An 18,097-nucleotide genomic window follows, 5' to 3' on the forward strand; every position below is an offset into this window, starting at 1 on the left:
AGCTGCCTCTTCAAGGTTTTTCTTATACAAATAAACGGACAAAACTGTAAAGTAGCAAAACACTACCAAGCACGATGCGGTATTTGCCGAAAAGGGTAAAGTCGTGTTTTTTCACATAGCTTGTCAAGAAACGAATAGCCACCATGCTGACTGCAAAAGCGACTCCCATCGCAACCAAGAGCAAGAACAATTGCCCAAAGCTCAAGAGCTGTCCTGCTTTTATAAATTTGAAAATCTTTAAGGCGCTAGCTCCGAACATAACAGGAATTCCAAGATAGAAGGTAAATTCTGTCACAACAGAACGACTGGTTCCATTTAACAAACCACCGACAATCGTTGCCCCAGAACGACTCGTTCCTGGTAAAAGAGCAAGAACTTGGAAGAGTCCGATATAGAAAGCGGTCGTATAAGGAAGCTTGTCCAACTCTGTTACACTTGGCTCGATAGCACGCGCTTTATTGCGCTTTTCCAAATAGATAAAGGCAATCCCGTAGATAATCAACATGAGGGCAACAGAAACCATGTTATGGAAGTGGGTATCAAACCAATCATCAAATTTAAAGACACCAAGTAAAGGTAAAGTAGCAACCAAGACCTTCAACCACAATCTCCAAGTCTTACGAACTTCCTGCTTGTCCTTAGTCGGTTTGAAAGGATTTAGTTTATTAAAGTAAATCACCATGACTGCTAAAATAGCACCAAGTTGAATCACGACATTAAACATGGACATAAAGGCTTCATTCTGATTTTGGTATTGGATAAATTCCTCTGCTAAAATCAAGTGACCTGTACTGGAAATCGGTAACCATTCCGTAATTCCTTCAACAATCCCGAAGAAAATAGATTTTAAAATTTCAATAAGATACATAGATTACTCCTTTTTTCTATCTTCCATTATAGCATACTTTTTCAGTCTGTGATAGCTCTCTTTAAAAGGCACCGATACTGCCGCCACCTCCGCCTCCAGAGAAGCCACCGCCAGAACTTCCACTTCCAGAAGATACGGAGTAGGTACTTGCTGTATTTGCAACACTAGCATAATGGCTCATTTGCGCGCTTGAATGATAAAACATACTATGCCAACCATAAGCTACATATAGATTGATATCTGGATTTTCCACTTGAATCTGATGAACCTTCATCAAATGACTAACCTTGTCCGCATAGCCAAATAAGGTCGCATAGACCAAGAGGCGATTCCAGACCACAATACTTTCCAATTCAGCCTGATCCAATCGTGCAATCTCACGCAACATATTTTCAAAACTGGTCCAGAGATAGTATACTTCTGCTCCTGCTTCATTTAGGACACCATCACGATTATCTAATCGAAGCTTCCAATAATAGAAAACAGCCAAAACCAAACCTAGAAAACCAAGTATTGGCAAGAGGAGGTAAAGATAGCCATAAACATCCAAACTGTACAAGAACAAACCAAATCCGATAAATAGGGGCAGGATAGTCAAGGCACCCATACTCACTTGCAAGGCCTTTTCCCCACCAGTTAAAGGACGATAGTAATCCGGAAGCCCCCAGAAGGAAACTCGACTTCTCACTCCTTCTTGCATCTGGTTCAATACTTCTTCAAAAGAAGATTTGAGTTGAAGCCCTCTTGCTTGAATCCTTTTTTCATCAGAGACTTTTGCTCTACGATAAAGACTATCAGATACCTTGTAATCCGCAAACAAATTGGAAAGAGTTTCTTCTTTTTTGCCTGAAAAAGCCAAATTTAGACAGTCTTTCTCAAAGCTTGACAAACCATCTTCTTTTACTAGCCTCAAACCAACTGCATCTCCTTCTGAAATGATAGAGACATTCCCACGGTCTATCACATCTAGCAAGGTAGCTTGAATAAGTTGGTCAAAGGTAAATTTACCTGCTCCTTTTGTTAGAGGACTCACTTCCTCCAAGGAGGTCGAATAAACCGCCTCTGATAAAACCATAGGCTCTAATTCCATTGGTGGTTCATAGAGACGATGATTTTTGGCATATTTGACCGAAGGAGTGGTCTTTCTTCTATAAATAAAATAAAAGCAAATACTCAATAACAAGGAGATGGAAAGTATGGAAGGAAAGACCCAAGTAACGAGTTGTTTACTCTGATCTTTTTCTCTAACAATCGAGTCTTCTATCTTATTAAACTCCTCTAAACGATTCCCTTTCAAACCCTGATCCCTAGCGCTAGCAAAATCATTTCGAGGCCAATAGGCATGCAATTCAACTCCACGCTTAGGCGGAAGATTGTCTAAACGGATAGTATAATCAAGGTTACTCTTTTCAACCATTCCCTCTCTAAAGAGTTTCCCTGTATGGAAAAAGAGTTTTTCAGCCCCCTTTTCTCCCCTTACATGAAATTCAAACTTTCCAATAGCCCCTGAACTATCTGTTAAAGGTTGCCAATTTAATTCAGCAATGTCATCATATAGGAAAAGCAAATTTTTTAAGTTCCATGTAAGCTCAACTTCAACTGTGTCGCCTTCCTGGCCTGGATTATAGACTCTCACAGTATAACCATTCGCTTCTTCTGTCACTTCGCTCGTAACGTCTGCTAGTTCAGCACCATTTTTCGCAGCCTGAACCTTTGGATGGGGATCAATGTCAAATCCACTAGGCATCTTGCCAGCACGTCCAAGTCCCACGATTTGGCCCTTAAAGTCCTCCTCAAACTGATAAACTATCTTTTGTCTAAATTCTGCCGTATTGTCTGCATGAATATACAAATCCCCTTGATAAGAGTTTATCTTGAAATCAATGGCAAAAACAGAGAATGGCAGAAGGCAAAACAAGCCTAAAACAAATAAGAAAAAAGTTTTTTTCATCAATTAAGCCCCCTTTTTATCTTTCTTATCATTATAGCATTTTTTCGTAAGTAAAGGCTTACTTATGTTGAAAAATTACGCATTTTTCGATAAAATAGGAGACAGTTATTTTTTAATAGATTAGAAATAGGAGAAATCATGAGAAAAATATACTTATCTATTTTCACAAGTCTCTTGCTGATGCTAGGACTTGTCAATGTTGCTCAAGCCGATGAATATTTACGCATCGGGATGGAAGCAGCATATGCTCCCTTTAACTGGACTCAGGACGATGATAGCAATGGAGCTGTCAAAATCGATGGAACCAACCAGTACGCCAATGGATACGATGTTCAAATCGCCAAGAAAATCGCTAAGGACTTAGGGAAAGAACCTTTGGTTGTTAAAACCAAGTGGGAAGGTCTAGTCCCTGCCCTTACTTCTGGTAAGATTGACATGATTATCGCAGGTATGAGTCCTACTGCTGAGCGCAAACAAGAAATTGCCTTTTCAAGCAGTTACTACACTAGCGAACCAGTTCTACTAGTCAAAAAAGATTCTGCCTATGCAAGTGCTAAATCTTTGGATGACTTTAATGGTGCAAAAATCACTTCTCAACAAGGTGTCTACCTTTACGATTTGATTGCACAAATCCCAGGCGCTAAAAAAGAAACAGCCATGGGAGACTTCGCTCAAATGCGCCAAGCTCTTGAGGCTGGTGTCATCGATGCCTATGTTTCTGAACGCCCTGAAGCACTGACTGCCGAAGCCGCTAACTCTAAGTTTAAGATGGTTCAAGTAGAGCCAGGTTTTAAAACTGGGGAAGAAGATACAGCTATCGCTATTGGACTTCGTAAAGATGACAATCGTATTAGCCAAATCAATGCCAGCATTGAAACCATTTCAAAAGACGACCAAGTTGCCTTGATGGATCGTATGATCAAGGAACAACCTGCCGAAGCTACAACAACTGAAGAGACTAGCAGTAGTTTCTTTAGCCAAGTCACTAAAATTCTTTCGGAAAACTGGCAACAACTCTTGCGTGGTGCTGGTATCACTCTTTTAATCTCTATCGTCGGAACCATCATCGGTCTCATCATCGGTCTTGCCATTGGTGTTTTCCGTACTGCTCCTCTCTCTGAAAATAAAGCCATTTATGGATTACAAAAACTAATCGGCTGGATCCTCAATGTCTACATTGAAATTTTCCGTGGTACCCCAATGATTGTTCAATCGATGGTTATCTACTATGGAACTGCCCAAGCTTTCGGGATCAACCTTGACCGTACACTAGCTGCTATCTTCATCGTTTCAATCAATACCGGTGCCTACATGACTGAAATCGTCCGTGGTGGTATCCTAGCAGTTGACAAGGGACAATTTGAAGCTGCGACTGCTCTTGGTATGACCCATAACCAAACCATGCGTAAGATTGTCCTCCCTCAGGTAGTCCGTAACATCCTACCAGCAACTGGTAATGAATTTGTCATCAATATCAAAGATACATCTGTATTGAACGTTATCTCTGTTGTCGAACTTTATTTCTCAGGAAATACCGTGGCAACTCAAACCTATCAATACTTCCAGACATTTACAATCATCGCCGTGATTTACTTTGTCCTCACCTTCACCGTAACACGTATCCTACGCTTCATCGAGCGCCGAATGGACATGGATACCTATACTACAGGTGCTAACCAAATGCAAACGGAGGATTTGAAATAATGACACAAGCAATCCTTGAAATTAAACACCTCAAAAAATCCTATGGACAAAACGAAGTGCTAAAAGACATTTCTCTGACTGTCCACAAGGGAGAAGTCATCTCTATCATCGGAAGCTCTGGAAGCGGGAAATCGACCTTCCTACGCTCCATTAACCTACTTGAAACACCAACTGATGGACAAATCCTTTATCATGGACAAAACGTCCTCGAAAAAGGCTATGACCTCACGCAATACCGTGAAAAGTTGGGGATGGTTTTCCAATCCTTTAACCTCTTTGAAAATCTCAACGTGCTTGAAAACACAATCGTCGCTCAGACAACAGTCCTTAAACGCGAACGCACAGAAGCTGAAAAAATTGCCAAAGAAAACCTAGAAAAAGTCGGCATGGGAGAACGCTACTGGCAAGCGAAACCAAAACAACTCTCAGGTGGTCAAAAACAACGTGTGGCCATCGCTCGCGCCCTTTCAATGAATCCTGACGCTATTCTCTTTGATGAACCAACATCAGCTCTCGATCCAGAAATGGTTGGAGAAGTCCTCAAAATCATGCAAGATCTAGCTCAGGAAGGCTTGACCATGATTGTCGTAACCCATGAAATGGAATTTGCCCGTGATGTCTCTCACCGTGTTATCTTTATGGATAAGGGTGTGATTGCTGAAGAAGGCAAACCAGAAGATCTCTTCACCAATCCTAAAGAAGACCGTACAAAAGAGTTCCTTCAACGCTATCTTAAATAAAAAGAAAAGGCTGCATCAACCGTGCAGTCTTTTTGCTGTCCAAAATGAAAAGGCAGATTCTCTATCTCTACTACTTGAGGGTCAAGAATCCGCCGTTATCCAAAGATTAATCTTCAAATTTTTCATGATTTTTTTCATAGAAATCAATTAGGCCTAGGGCTGTTTCAAATGAAATATTTTTTACTTTTGCACGACCCTGCGCCAGAGCAATGATAGACATTTCACGCGCATTCGTTTCTTTAGAGATACGGTAGCCTGTGATTTTCTTATCACGAACCCAGCCAACAACTGATTCTACTTTTTCAAAGTTTGACTTAGCCATGTTTTTCTCCTATTTTCTTCTTTACAATATTTAATTGTATACGTTTTTACTACTTTTGTCAATAAAAAAACATATATTCAACGAAAATAATTAGTTCAGAATTTTCTTACTTCCTTTTTAAAGCCGATAATATATAGGTTTTGCTAGCCTCTACACCATAAATATTTGCTAATAAAAATATTGTATTATTACCCTCTTGAGGTGCAAAATTATTCAAGCTTTTAAAAAAATGCTTCTCTATTTCCGTAAGATAGCTTATTTCTTCGATTTAAGAACTGAAGATGACAGTTCTAACCTTTAGAAATCCAAGCATTCACTAGCTCAAAAACTCCTATCTTTCTTCCTCAAAAAATCATCTGAGAGATAGGTATTCCTTATATCCTTCAAATTCATCACTCATTTGGATATTGAGGTGCTAGCCTAAAACCAAACACCCGATTATCTAAACCATCCTTAATAAAGATGACAAGACAGATAAGCTCAGTCGATTACTTATATATCCTTTTAATATGGTATATTTGTCAATAAAAAGAAATCAAATCACATCTTAAAGACCGTGTGAGTTTACTTTTCAAAATAGATGGGAAATCAAAATGAAGGATGGAAATCTGAGCCAAACATCATAAGTGCTATAATGAACAGAAGTAAGAATTGCACGATAAGCTTCCTAAAACCATAGGAATCGCCCCCTTTCTTCATCTTCATTATAGCACCTATACATCAGTTGTGCAAATAATATGATATTTTTTTATTAGTCCTCAGACAAGCATATTATAAAGCGTTTCATTCCCATTTAAGTTAATATAAGCCGGATCAAAACCTTCCATTCTACGGATCAAACCTGCATAATCATGCTTATCTGCTAAGGCGATTCCGATCAATACTGGACCTGTTCCCTTACTAGCTCGTTTGATGTACTCAAAACGTGTGATATCATCATTTGGTCCCAGGATATCATTTACAAATTCACGCAAAGCTCCTGGACGCTGTGGAAAATTGACCACAAAGTAATGTTTGATCCCATCATAAATCAAGGCACGCTCTTCCATTTCTGGCATACGGTTGATATCATTATTTCCTCCAGAAATGATACAACAAATGGTTTTCCCCTTAATATATTCAGCTAAAACCTCTAAAGAGGCGATACTAGCCGCTCCAGCAGGTTCTGCGACAATCCCTTGCTTAGAGTAGAGGTCAATCAAGGTTTCAGAAATCAATCCCTCATCGACACCTACTAAAGTTTGAACATGTTGACGAGTTGCCTCATAGGTCAACTGTCCTACCTTTTGCACAGCAATCCCATCCGCAAATTTGTCAATTTCTTTGAGTTTGACTGGACCACCAGCTTCAAAAGCAGCCTTCATAGAACGTGCTCCATTAGCCTCTACCCCAATGACTTCAATTTCTGGACTTGTTTCCTTGATATAGGTAGAAACCCCGGCAATGAGACCACCACCACCAACAGGAACCAAGACAGCATCAAAATCAATCGATTCTTTTCGAGCTTCTTCTAAAATCTCATAAGCAACTGTTCCTTGACCTGCCTGGACATGAGCATCATCAAAAGGATCAATAAAGGTACGATTTTCAGAGACTGTAAATTCTTGAGCTGCTTTAGCTGAGGCATCAAAGGTATCTCCAACTAGTTTAATAGTTACAAAATCCCCACCAAAAAAGCGAACTTGACCAATCTTTTGTTGCGGAGTGGTAATGGGCATAAAAATAGTAGCAGGAATTTTCATTTCATTACAGGTATAGGCTACCCCCTGCGCATGATTTCCCGCAGAAGCGCAGACTACCCCACGCTCACGCTCTTCCTTGCTGAGCTGAGAAATAGCATAATAGGCACCACGAATTTTAAAGGAGCGAACACGTTGGGCATTTTCCTTTTTCAAATAAATCTTAGCACCATACTTCTCCGATAAATAATGGTCATAATCAAGCGGTGTATTCACAACCACACCGTTCAAGACCTTGTGAGCCTTGATAATATCTTTTGAACTTAACATCTTTTTCTCCTAGACTATTTCATACTTATCGTAATCCATCTTTTTAACAAGAGATGAATTGATTATAAAAGCGAGTTAGTCCCCCAACTCGCCTTCACCTTAATTTCTATCAATTAGTTATAGATTTTGAATGCATCATCGTCGTTTTTACCAACGAATGGCATTGCTTTACGCAATTCTGCACCAACTTTTTCAATTTCAAGGTTAGCTGCTTGTTCGCGGTAAGCAGTCAATTTTGGACGTCCAGCTTTATAGTCATTTACAAAGTCATTTGCAAATTTACCATTTTGGATATCTGCCAAGACAGCTTTCATGTTTTCTTTAACTTGTTCAGTGATTACACGTGGACCTGATACATAGTCACCATATTCAGCAGTGTTTGAAATAGATTGACGCATTTTCTTGAATCCACCTTCGTAGATCAAGTCAACGATCAATTTCATTTCGTGAAGAACTTCAAAGTAAGCCAATTCTGGAGCGTAACCTGCTTCTGTCAAGACTTCGAAACCTGCTTCGATAAGGGCAGTCAAACCACCACAAAGTACAGCTTGTTCACCAAACAAATCTTCTTCAGTTTCTTCTTTGTATGTTGTTTCAAGAAGACCTACACGAGCTGCTCCAACACCTTTACACCAGTCCATAGCAATGTTTTTAGCATTTCCTGTTGCATCTTGGTAAACTGCATAGAGAGCTGGAACACCAAATCCTTCTTCGTAAGTACGGCGTACCAAGTGTCCTGGTCCTTTAGGAGCACACATGAAGACATCTACATCCGCAGGAACTTTGATAAACTCAAAATGGATATTGAAACCATGAGCAAATCCAACTGCGTTTCCAGCTTCCAAGTTTGGAGCGATTTCTGCTTCGTACAATTCTTGTTGGATTTCGTCTGGTGCCAAAATCATGATAACATCAGCCAATTTAGTAGCTTCTGCTACTGTGTAAGTGTCAAATCCATCTTCTTTTGCTTTGTCAAAAGATTTACCTGGACGTACACCGATGATGACATCGCGACCTGAATCACGCAAGTTTTGAGCATGCGCATGTCCTTGCGAACCATAACCGATAACGGCGATTTTTTTACCATCAAGTGCTGCTACTTTAACATCTTTTTCGTATTCCATTTGAACTGCCATAGTTTTTCTCTCTTTTCTATTATTTATTGCCTTTTAGGCTGGTTTAACAAATTTAAAATATTTTTATACTCAATGAAAATCAAAGAGCAAATTAGGAAGCTAGCCGCAGGTTGCTCAAAACACTGTTTTGAGGTTGCAGATAGAGCTGACGTGATTTGAATTTGATTTTCGAAGAGTGTTAATCACGGGTAAATCCAGTTGCACCCGTTCGAGCAATATTGCGAATACCGTATGGTCGAATGACTCGCAATAGAGCTTCACTCTTTTCGGCATTTCCTGTCATTTGAATGGTAATCGAGCTTGGCGCTACGTCTACCACTGTTGCACGGAAAGGTTGAATAATGGCTAGAATCTCAGCTCGCTTCTCAGCTGGCGCTGACATCTTAACCAAAATCACCTCGCGCTCCAAATGAGGCTTGTCTGTAATATCTCGAATGCGAATCACATCAATCTGACGATTGAGTTGCTTGATGATTTGCTCCACTTCATCATGTGAAGCTACATCAATAATAATGGTGATACGCGACACATTCGGATCTTCTGTTGCTCCAACAGAGATGCTTTCGATATTAACCTGACGACGAGATAGGACACCTGTAAAGCGATTGAGGACTCCTGAACGATTTTGTAGTTTTGCTGTTAACATTCTACGCATGGAACTTCACCCCCAACATCTCATGATTACTCTTACCAGCTGGTACCATTGGTAACACCTGTTCCTTACGAGAAATATCTACCTCGATTAGCATAGGAACATCCTCAGTGATGACTTCAAGGTCTTGAGCCAAGGTCTCAGGATTGTCAAATTTATAGTTTTTAATACCGTAAGCTTGTGCCATCAATTGGAAATCAGGAAGGGTATCAAAGACCGACTCAGACGTTCTACCTTCATAGAAGGATTCCTGCCATTGACGAACCATTCCAAGTGAGTGGTTGTTCAGCATCACCACCTTGATTGGCACCTTGTAAATGTTCAAAATAGCCAATTCCTGGTTAGTCATTTGGAAACCACCATCCCCAACAAACAAGACTACTTCCTTATCTGGGTTAGCAATTTTAGCTCCAATTGCTGCTGGAATTCCAAATCCCATGGTTCCTAAACCACCTGAAGTCACTAACTGACGTTCATTTTGGTAGGGATAATACTGGGCTGTCCACATTTGGTGTTGACCAACGTCTGTTACCACGATGGCATCTCCGTTAGTTAATTCACCAATTCGTTCAATAACAGCTTGCGGTTGAACTACACGCTCTTTCTTATCATAAGAACGAACGCGGTTCTTGTCTTTAGTGACTTTCTCAATCCATTTCTCAGTATTGTTATGAACTGTCGGTTCTGCTAGTAACATTTGCAAGGCTTTCTTAGCATCTCCAACTACTGGAATATCCGCACTGATAATCTTTCCGATCTCAGCTGGGTCAATATCAATATGGGCAACCTTAGCATTCTTAGCGAAAGTCTTAGGATTCCCAGTCAAGCGGTCATCGAAACGACAACCAATACTAATCATAAAGTCCGCTTCCGTCATGGCAATATTAGCTGCGAATGACCCATGCATGCCTCCCATTCCAAGGAAGAGTGGATGACTCGTTGCAATCGTTCCTTGCCCCAAAAGGCTGGTTACCACTGGAATTTGATAACGCTCTGCAAATTCATTTAATTCTGCCGCAGCCTCAGCATAACTAATCCCACCACCAGCAAGCAAGACTGGCTTTTTAGCCTTGGATAATTGCTTCAAGATTTTCTTGATTTGCATATCATTTGGCTCAAGAGTTGGCTGATAGCTTGGTAGGTTTACTTCTGGTGAATAGATGAAGTCGGTTTCTAAAGCAGATACGTCTTTAGGTAGATCAATGACAACTGGCCCTGGACGGCCTGTAGTTGCGATATGGACAGCTTCCGTAATGATACGCGGAATATCAGCTGTCTCACGAACTTGGTAATTGTACTTAGTGATTGGCATGGTAATTCCCACGATATCTGCCTCCTGAAAGGCATCCTTCCCAATCCCTGCTCGCGCTACTTGCCCTGTAAAGACCAAAAGGGGAACGCTATCGCTCATGGCATCTGCAATCCCTGTAATGGCATTGGTTGCTCCTGGTCCACTAGTGACGACGGCAACACCCAACTTTCCAGTTGATTTGGCATAACCTTCAGCTTCATGCAAACAACCTTGCTCATGGCGCCCTAGAATGTGGCGAATGCCTTTAAAATTATATATCGCATCATAAAAAGGTAAAACCGCACCACCAGGATAACCAAAGATGGTATCAACTCCTAAATCACGAAGTGTTTCCAAAACTAGGTCCGACCCCGTCTTAGGAGATTCTAAACTGATTTTCTCCATTGTTCCCCGTTCTTTTCTCTTAAAAATAACTTGTTACTATCATACCATTTTTTCAAGATTTTTCAAGAGAAAAGAAGAAATTTTCTGAATTTTCTATTTTAACGTTTATTTATGAATGTTATTTTTGTTTTTATTAAAAAGATACCGATTTCATTATTCAAAAAAGAAAAAAGAACTGATTTCTCAGTCCTTCATTAATCTTATTCCACACTAAATAGGTATGGGTAAACTGGTTGTTGGCCTTGGTGAATCTCGACTTCAACGTCTTCGAATTCTTCTGCGATTTCTTGAGCAATTTCATTAGCAAGTTCTTCGCTTCCGTCTTCACCGACATAGAATGTTACAATTTCACTATCTTCATCCAACATATGTTTCAATGTTTCTGTCAAGGTTTGGTGCATGTCAGGGTTTGACACGAGAATTTTCCCATCCACCATACCTAGATTATCATTTTCATGGATTTCTAAGCCATCAATGGTTGTATCACGAACGGCTGTTGTGACGCTTCCACTAACAACATCGCTAAGAGCAGCTGTCATACGCTCTTGGTTTTCTTCAATGGACTTGCTTGGATCAAAGGCAAGAAGACTTGTCAAACCTTGAGGAAGAGTACGAGCTTCTACCACTACTGCTGGTTGCTCCAAAACTTCTGCTGCAGATTGAGCTGCCATGAAGATGTTTTTGTTGTTTGGCAGGAAGATGATGTTACGAGCGTTGACCTGTTCAACAGCTTTGATAAAGTCTTCTGTTGAAGGGTTCATAGTTTGACCGCCTTCGATAACATAATCCACACCTTGAGAACGGAAGATATCTGCTAGACCTTTACCAGCCACCACAGCAATCAAAGCATACTCTTTTTCTTCAGCTGGCTTGCTAACTTGAGCAGCTTCTTTCTCAACCTGTGCTTCGTGTTGGTTGCGCATATTGTCAACTTTTACCTTGACCAAGCTACCATATTTGAGTCCTTCTTGCATAACAAGTCCTGGATCTTCTGTATGGACATGGACTTTGACAATTTCATCATCGTTAACAACGAGGAGAGAGTCTCCAAGCTCATTCAAGTAGTTACGAAACTCGTCGTAGTCAAAATCTTTAGCATAGGTTGGACCTTGCTTAAGAGCTACCATGATTTCAGTACAATAACCAAAGGTGATGTCCTCAGTCGCTACATGACCAGCCACAGACTTATGATGCTCTGCATTGATCATCTCACTCATGTTGGCAGGAGTCGCTACAAAGTCCTCAGATGCAATATATTCGCCAGTAAGGGCTGAAAGGAAACCTTCGTAGATAAAGACCAATCCTTGACCACCTGAGTCCACAACGCCAACTTCCTTCAATACTGGAAGCATGTCTGGCGTTTTAGCTAGAGCTGTTTTAGCACCTTCTAAAGCTGCACGCATGACTTCAACAGCATCATCTGTTTGCTCAGCTTTTTTCTTAGCACCGATAGCAGCTCCACGAGAAACTGTCAAAATCGTTCCTTCAACTGGTTTCATCACTGCCTTGTAGGCAACTTCCACACCTGATTGGAAGGCAAGGGCCAAGTCTTGACCTGTTAACTCGTCTTTATCCTTAATGGCTTGTGAAAATCCACGGAAAAGCTGAGACGTAATAACTCCTGAGTTCCCCCGCGCACCCATCAAAAGACCTTTGGCAAGAATGCTCGCTACCTCTCCAACAGTAGAAGCTGGCTTGTCTGCAACTTCTTTAGCTCCATTTTCAATGGTCATCCCCATATTTGTACCAGTATCTCCATCTGGAACGGGGAAGACGTTTAATGAATTGACATATTCAGCTTGCTTATTCAAGCGAGTTGATGCAGCCTGCACCATTTCTTGAAATAAGCTAGTAGTAATTTTTGACACGGTTATTCTCCTACAACTTTGATATTTTGAATGTAGACATTTACAGTCTGAGCGGTAATTCCAAGTTGGTTTTCCAAGCTAAAGGCAACACGCTCTTGAATGTTTTTTGACACTTCACTAATCTTTGTTCCGTAGCTCAACACGGTATACACATCAACTGCAATGCTGCCATCTTCGGCTGCCTTTACGACGACACCTTTAGAATAATTTTCCTTACCTAGAAGGGCTTGGAAATTATCTTTGAGGGCATTTTTACTAGCCATACCGACCACACCAAAAATCTCAGTTGTTGCACCGCCTACGACAGTTGCAATTACTTCATCTGTTAGTTCGATTTGACCATCTTTTGTATTGATTTTTACAGTCATCCTTTTTACCTCAACTAGTTGATACTCTATTTTATCATATTTCAGCCCAAGTGTAAAAGCAGAATACTGTATCAGCGGATATTTACTCTGCTTTTAAAATAATTTTTTCGATATGACAAAAGAAAAAGACCCTGAGGTCTCCTTGCTTTTATTATTAAACGCGTTCAACTTTACCTGATTTCAAAGCACGAGCTGAAGCCCAAACTTTTTTAGGTTTACCATCGATAAGAACAGTAACTTTTTGAAGGTTTGGTTTTACGGCACGTTTTGTTTGGTTCATCGCGTGTGAACGGTTGTTTCCTGATACAGTCTTACGACCTGTAAAGTAACATACTTTAGCCATTGTGTTTTCCTCCTATTAGATCTAATATAGCGGATGTGCTAGCACCACATACCGTACTATGTTATCACACTTTCTTCATTTTTGCAAGGGAATTGGAAGATTTTTTTATTTAATGTGATTCGGACGTAACTTCTCAAAGTAACTTCCACTTGCTTGACCAAAGTGGAAATTAGTCTAAAACGGATTTTTATGGTGGAATTAAGTGTGAGACGTTTGAGTTAGAAATGAGGCTCACTATGACAAAACATAAACATCTTACCCTTTCAGACCGTAACGATATCCAACTAGGCTTAGAGCGCGGTGAAACCTTCAAAGCTATCGGACAGTCCATTCTAAAAGACCCAACTACTGTTTCTAAAGAAGTCAAACGAAACAGACAAGTCCGAGAGTCTACATGCAATAATCTTCCTTGCCCTCTACTCGACAAAGCTCCCTTTGTCTGTAATGGATGTCCTAAAAGAAGACAAAACTGTGGCTATCAGAAAATCTTCTACCTCGCTAAACAAGCTCAAAAACAGTACGAACAAACTCTTGTTGAAGCTCGTGAAGGAACTCCCCTCAATTCCAAGACCTTCTGGGAAATGGACAAAGTCATTTCTGATGGGGTTAAAAAGGGACAACACATCTATCATATCCTCAAAACTCATAACCTTGATGTCAGCTCCTCAACCGTCTATCGACACATCCGAAAAGGATACCTATCTATCGCTCCTATTGACCTAGCCAGAGCCGTTAAATTCAAAGAAAGACGGAAAACTAAGCTACCTTCCATCCCTAAAGAAGCTAAAAAAGGCCGTTCCTATGAGGATTTCCTAAATTATTTAACCCTTAATCAACTAGACTCTTGGCTGGAAATGGATACGGTTATGGGCAGAATGGGAGGTAAAGTCCTACTCACCTTCAATCTCTCTTTCTGTAACTTTATCTTCGCTAGACTTCTGGATAATAAAACTGCCCTTGAGGTTACCAAACACCTCTATGACATCAAGAACACTCTTCACCAAGCTGATAAAGATTTCTGTCAACTCTTTCCTGTCATCCTGACAGATAATGGTGGAGAGTTTGCCAGGGTTGATGATATCGAAATGGATGTGCGAGGAGAGAGTAAACTCTTCTTTTGTGACCCTAATCGCTCTGACCAGAAAGGGAGAATTGAGAAAAATCACACGCTGATTCGCGACATTCTGCCTAAAGGAACTTCTTTTGACAATTTAACTCAAGAGGAAATCAATCTCGTCTGTTCGCATGTCAACAGTGTCAAACGCGCTGCTTTGAATGGAAAGTCAGCCTATGAACTCTTTGCCTTTACTTACGGAGAAGAAATTCCTAAACTTCTAGGTATTTCTAAAATACCTGCAGAAGACGTCTGTCAGTCGTCTAAATTACTCCAACATAAGTTCTAAAAACTAACCTTTAACCACATTCAAACGTCTCACACTAACTTCCACCATAGCGGAACTTAATCTGAAACGCTTTCAGATGAGGGGATTTTGTGCGCTCTTTTTTTCTATTCATTTTGGCTACAAAAGCAATAAAATCAAGCATTAGTAAAACCAGTGGAACTTACCCTGACACGGATTTCCACTGGTTTTTACGATTTTTATCAGACTAACTTCCACTTGGATTAGCAGTAGAACTTAGTTTGGGAATTTACCAATGTGATTCGGATGTGATAATGTCTTTAGTAAATCGAACGTGAAAATGTCCCATTTGGTAGAATAGTCATATGAAAAGGATCCAACTAAATATGAATGAAATGAAAAAATATCTTGTGATAAAAGCTATAGCCCAAGGAAAGAAAACAAAGAAACGGGCCTGTGTCGAACTCAATCTTTCTGAAAGACAAATCAATCGTCTGCTACTAGCCTATCAACAGAAAGGAAAAGAAGCCTTCAGACACGGAAACAGAGAATTGGAAGATTTTTTATTTGTGTCTTAAATCAGATCTTACGTTACATTTTCTGCTCTTCACATGTCATTGTTGATTAACAAAAAAACAGCATTGAAAATAGGTGTATAAAAATCATCTCTAACTGCTACTAAGGAGATGCCTGTCAAGTCTAAGTACCACAGCTCTTCTATCGGTTTTCTTACGATAATATCCGAGTCTAAATACAGTACACGAACCTCACTTACATACTTAGGGACAAAATACCTAAATAAGGTAGCGTAAGAAAGTCCCTCAAAGGGTAAACGATAATCTTTCAGAATACTACTGTCAATCTGAACGTTCACAATCTCACTGTTCAAAGTCTCTAGTCTTTTTTCCATCAATTGGAAGCATTCTCTCGGAAGGTCATCATTGAAAATATAAAACTTAAGATTATCATGATGAACACAGAGGGATTTTATTGTTGTTTCAACTTTATTCATACTGAGCATTATCTGCGCCTAAGACAATCGCTTTTTTCGCTTTTTTCTCTTCTTTCACTCTTTATCTCATTTCTTTTTTATTCCCATCATATTTTTGGTAGCTCACCTCCCATTACGACGGCAAAGCGTTTAGGTAAGCCGCCATAGCGGTTGCCGATTGTTAGATTACGACACGGAGTTTGGCAAATCGATTCTATTTGCCAAACGTAGTTAGTGAGGCAGTTAGGTAGACCACTCACTACCAGTTACGACGTAAAGTTTTACGAATCGATATTATTCGTAAAACTTTACTAGTGGAGCGCCTAGCCAAGTTCCATATAAACTTGGCGTTAGTTACTTAGATTGTTACACAATCAAGTAGGCTTACTGAATCACATCTTCTCCTCTAACTCTACGTCTGGATACTTGTCCGCAAACCAACGGAGGGCAAAGTCATTTTCAAAGAGGAAGACTGGTTGGTCAAAACGGTCTTTGGCCAAGATATTTCGGCTTGATGACATCCGTTCATCCAAGTCCTCAGGCTTGATCCAACGAACAGTCTTTTTACCCATTGGGCTCATGACCACTTCCGCATTGTACTCGCCTTCCATACGGTGTTTAAAGACTTCAAACTGGAGTTGACCAACAGCTCCCAGCATGTACTCGCCTGTTTGGTAATTCTTGTAAAGCTGGATGGCTCCTTCTTGTACCAATTGCTCAATCCCCTTGTGGAAGGATTTTTGTTTCATAACGTTTTTAGCAGATACTTTCATGAAAATTTCAGGTGTAAAGGTTGGTAGGGGTTCAAATTCAAACTTGTTTTTTCCAACTGTCAAAGTATCCCCAACCTGATAAGTACCTGTATCGTAAACCCCGATAATATCTCCTGCCACGGCATTGGTTACATTCTCACGACTTTCCGCCATAAACTGAGTGACATTCGAAAGTTTAGCCCCCTTACCAGTACGAGGCAGGTTGACACTCATGCCACGCTCAAATTCACCTGATACGATACGGACAAAGGCAATACGGTCACGGTGACGAGGGTCCATGTTGGCTTGGATTTTAAAGACAAATCCTGAGAAATCCTTGTCATGAGGATCCACAATTTCTCCGTCTGTTTTCTTGTGCCCATGTGGTTCTGGAGCAAACTTAAGGAATGTCTCAAGGAAGGTCTGCACACCAAAATTTGTCAAAGCCGAACCGAAGAAGACAGGTGTCAATTCTCCAGCAAGGATAGCTTCCTCTGAAAACTCATTTCCAGCTTCATTTAAAAGTTCAATATCATCCTTGACTTGCTCGTAGAAAGGATTGCTGCCAAAAAGCTTGTCCCCATCTTCTAGACTAGCAAAACGCTCATCTCCTTTATAGAGTTCCAAGCGTTGGTTATAAAGGTCATATAAACCCTCGAAGGCTTTCCCCATCCCAATCGGCCAGTTCATCGGGTAACTAGCAATGCCCAAGACTTCTTCCAACTCTTGCAAGAGGTCCAGTGGCTCACGTCCATCACGGTCTAGCTTGTTCATAAAGGTAAAGACTGGAATGCCACGATGTTTCACAACCTCAAATAATTTCTTGGTTTGGGCCTCGATACCCTTGGCAGAATCCACCACCATGACCGCAGCATCCACCGCCATCAAGGTCCGATAGGTATCTTCTGAGAAATCCTCGTGTCCTGGTGTGTCAAGGATATTCACACGCTTACCATCATAGTCAAACTGCATAACAGATGAAGTAACCGAAATCCCACGTTGCTTCTCAATATCCATCCAGTCAGACTTAGCAAAAGTCCCTGTTTTCTTTCCTTTTACGGTACCAGCCTCACGAATCTCGCCCCCAAAGTAGAGCAGTTGCTCCGTAATGGTTGTTTTCCCCGCGTCAGGGTGGGAGATGATGGCAAAGGTACGGCGTTTCTTAATTTCTTCTTGAATATTCATAAGTTCTCTTTCTTTGATTCTCTATTTTTCTTATTTCAATAGCTAAGAATGATTTCTACATTGGATTTTACCATTCCTTTCAACACTCCATTATATCGGATTTTAGCATTTTTTTCAATTTCTATTTCTTTTCACTTCCCCCTCCCTTATT

General features: G+C 40.5%; 15 protein-coding genes and 2 pseudogenes. 4 read left to right on the forward strand and 13 right to left on the reverse strand.

From position 1 onward, the window contains the following. Positions 1-22: 22 nt before the first annotated feature. Positions 23-868 (reverse strand): undecaprenyl-diphosphate phosphatase, encoded by an 846-nt coding sequence (locus tag HW098_RS04130; protein WP_176139379.1) that lies wholly within the window; start codon positions 866-868, stop codon positions 23-25. 61 nt (positions 869-929) lie between these two features. Beyond that, complete coding sequence (locus tag HW098_RS04135; protein WP_176139380.1) at positions 930-2,819, reverse strand: DUF2207 domain-containing protein; 1,890 nt, start codon at positions 2,817-2,819, stop codon at positions 930-932. A gap of 138 nt (positions 2,820-2,957) precedes the next feature. Between HW098_RS04135 and HW098_RS04140 the strand changes: the two genes are divergently transcribed. After that, positions 2,958-4,523, forward strand: a complete 1,566-nt coding sequence (locus tag HW098_RS04140; RefSeq protein WP_176139381.1) for an ABC transporter substrate-binding protein/permease — start codon at positions 2,958-2,960, stop codon at positions 4,521-4,523. After that, positions 4,523-5,263, forward strand: coding sequence for an amino acid ABC transporter ATP-binding protein (locus HW098_RS04145; protein ID WP_000189477.1), 741 nt, complete (start codon positions 4,523-4,525; stop codon positions 5,261-5,263). Before HW098_RS04140 ends, HW098_RS04145 begins: the two co-directional genes overlap by 1 nt. Before the next feature lie 106 nt (positions 5,264-5,369). Here the strand turns inward: HW098_RS04145 and HW098_RS04150 are convergent, their stop codons facing one another. From HW098_RS04150 to rpmB, 9 genes and pseudogenes are all read right to left on the reverse strand, one after another. Further along, positions 5,370-5,585 (reverse strand): hypothetical protein, encoded by a 216-nt coding sequence (locus HW098_RS04150; protein WP_001130036.1) that lies wholly within the window; start codon positions 5,583-5,585, stop codon positions 5,370-5,372. Positions 5,586-5,691: 106 nt separating this feature from the next. After that, positions 5,692-5,805 (reverse strand): annotated as a pseudogene (locus HW098_RS10495) (SPFH domain-containing protein); the annotation flags it as partial. Positions 5,806-6,343: 538 nt separating this feature from the next. Beyond that, complete coding sequence (ilvA, locus tag HW098_RS04155; RefSeq protein WP_000952975.1) at positions 6,344-7,594, reverse strand: threonine ammonia-lyase IlvA; 1,251 nt, start codon at positions 7,592-7,594, stop codon at positions 6,344-6,346. 113 nt (positions 7,595-7,707) lie between these two features. Continuing rightward, on the reverse strand, positions 7,708-8,730 hold the full coding sequence (ilvC, locus tag HW098_RS04160) for a ketol-acid reductoisomerase (RefSeq protein ID WP_000290683.1): 1,023 nt from the start codon (positions 8,728-8,730) through the stop codon (positions 7,708-7,710). Positions 8,731-8,908: 178 nt separating this feature from the next. After that, positions 8,909-9,385, reverse strand: a complete 477-nt coding sequence (ilvN, locus tag HW098_RS04165) for an acetolactate synthase small subunit (RefSeq protein ID WP_001253803.1) — start codon at positions 9,383-9,385, stop codon at positions 8,909-8,911. Next, on the reverse strand, positions 9,378-11,078 hold the full coding sequence (locus HW098_RS04170) for an acetolactate synthase large subunit (protein WP_176139382.1): 1,701 nt from the start codon (positions 11,076-11,078) through the stop codon (positions 9,378-9,380). The genes ilvN and HW098_RS04170 overlap by 8 nt, the downstream gene beginning before the upstream one ends. Positions 11,079-11,278: 200 nt before the next feature. Beyond that, positions 11,279-12,946 carry a DAK2 domain-containing protein gene (locus tag HW098_RS04175; protein ID WP_000036655.1) on the reverse strand — a complete coding sequence of 556 codons (1,668 nt, stop codon included), beginning with the start codon at positions 12,944-12,946 and terminating at the stop codon, positions 11,279-11,281. Positions 12,947-12,948: 2 nt separating this feature from the next. Continuing rightward, entirely contained in the window at positions 12,949-13,314 is a 366-nt protein-coding gene (locus HW098_RS04180; protein WP_050089938.1) for an Asp23/Gls24 family envelope stress response protein, read from the reverse strand. Positions 13,315-13,468: 154 nt separating this feature from the next. Then, entirely contained in the window at positions 13,469-13,657 is a 189-nt protein-coding gene (gene rpmB / locus HW098_RS04185) for a 50S ribosomal protein L28 (protein WP_001140948.1), read from the reverse strand. Positions 13,658-13,893: 236 nt separating this feature from the next. Between rpmB and HW098_RS04190 the strand changes: the two genes are divergently transcribed. Both HW098_RS04190 and HW098_RS04195 read left to right on the forward strand, forming a co-directional pair. Beyond that, on the forward strand, positions 13,894-15,060 hold the full coding sequence (locus HW098_RS04190; RefSeq protein ID WP_176139383.1) for an IS30 family transposase: 1,167 nt from the start codon (positions 13,894-13,896) through the stop codon (positions 15,058-15,060). A 344-nt stretch (positions 15,061-15,404) separates the two neighbouring features. After that, a pseudogene (locus tag HW098_RS04195) lies at positions 15,405-15,566 on the forward strand (helix-turn-helix domain-containing protein); the annotation flags it as partial. A gap of 59 nt (positions 15,567-15,625) precedes the next feature. Here the strand turns inward: HW098_RS04195 and HW098_RS04200 are convergent. Next, positions 15,626-16,039 (reverse strand): glycosyltransferase, encoded by a 414-nt coding sequence (locus tag HW098_RS04200; RefSeq protein WP_345789770.1) that lies wholly within the window; start codon positions 16,037-16,039, stop codon positions 15,626-15,628. Between the two features lie 362 nt (positions 16,040-16,401). Then, positions 16,402-17,946, reverse strand: a complete 1,545-nt coding sequence (locus HW098_RS04205) for a peptide chain release factor 3 (protein ID WP_001025436.1) — start codon at positions 17,944-17,946, stop codon at positions 16,402-16,404. Positions 17,947-18,097: the final 151 nt, after the last annotated feature.

Source organism: Streptococcus sp. 1453, assembly GCF_013276955.1.
In the GTDB taxonomy this organism is placed as follows: Bacteria; Bacillota; Bacilli; order Lactobacillales; family Streptococcaceae; genus Streptococcus.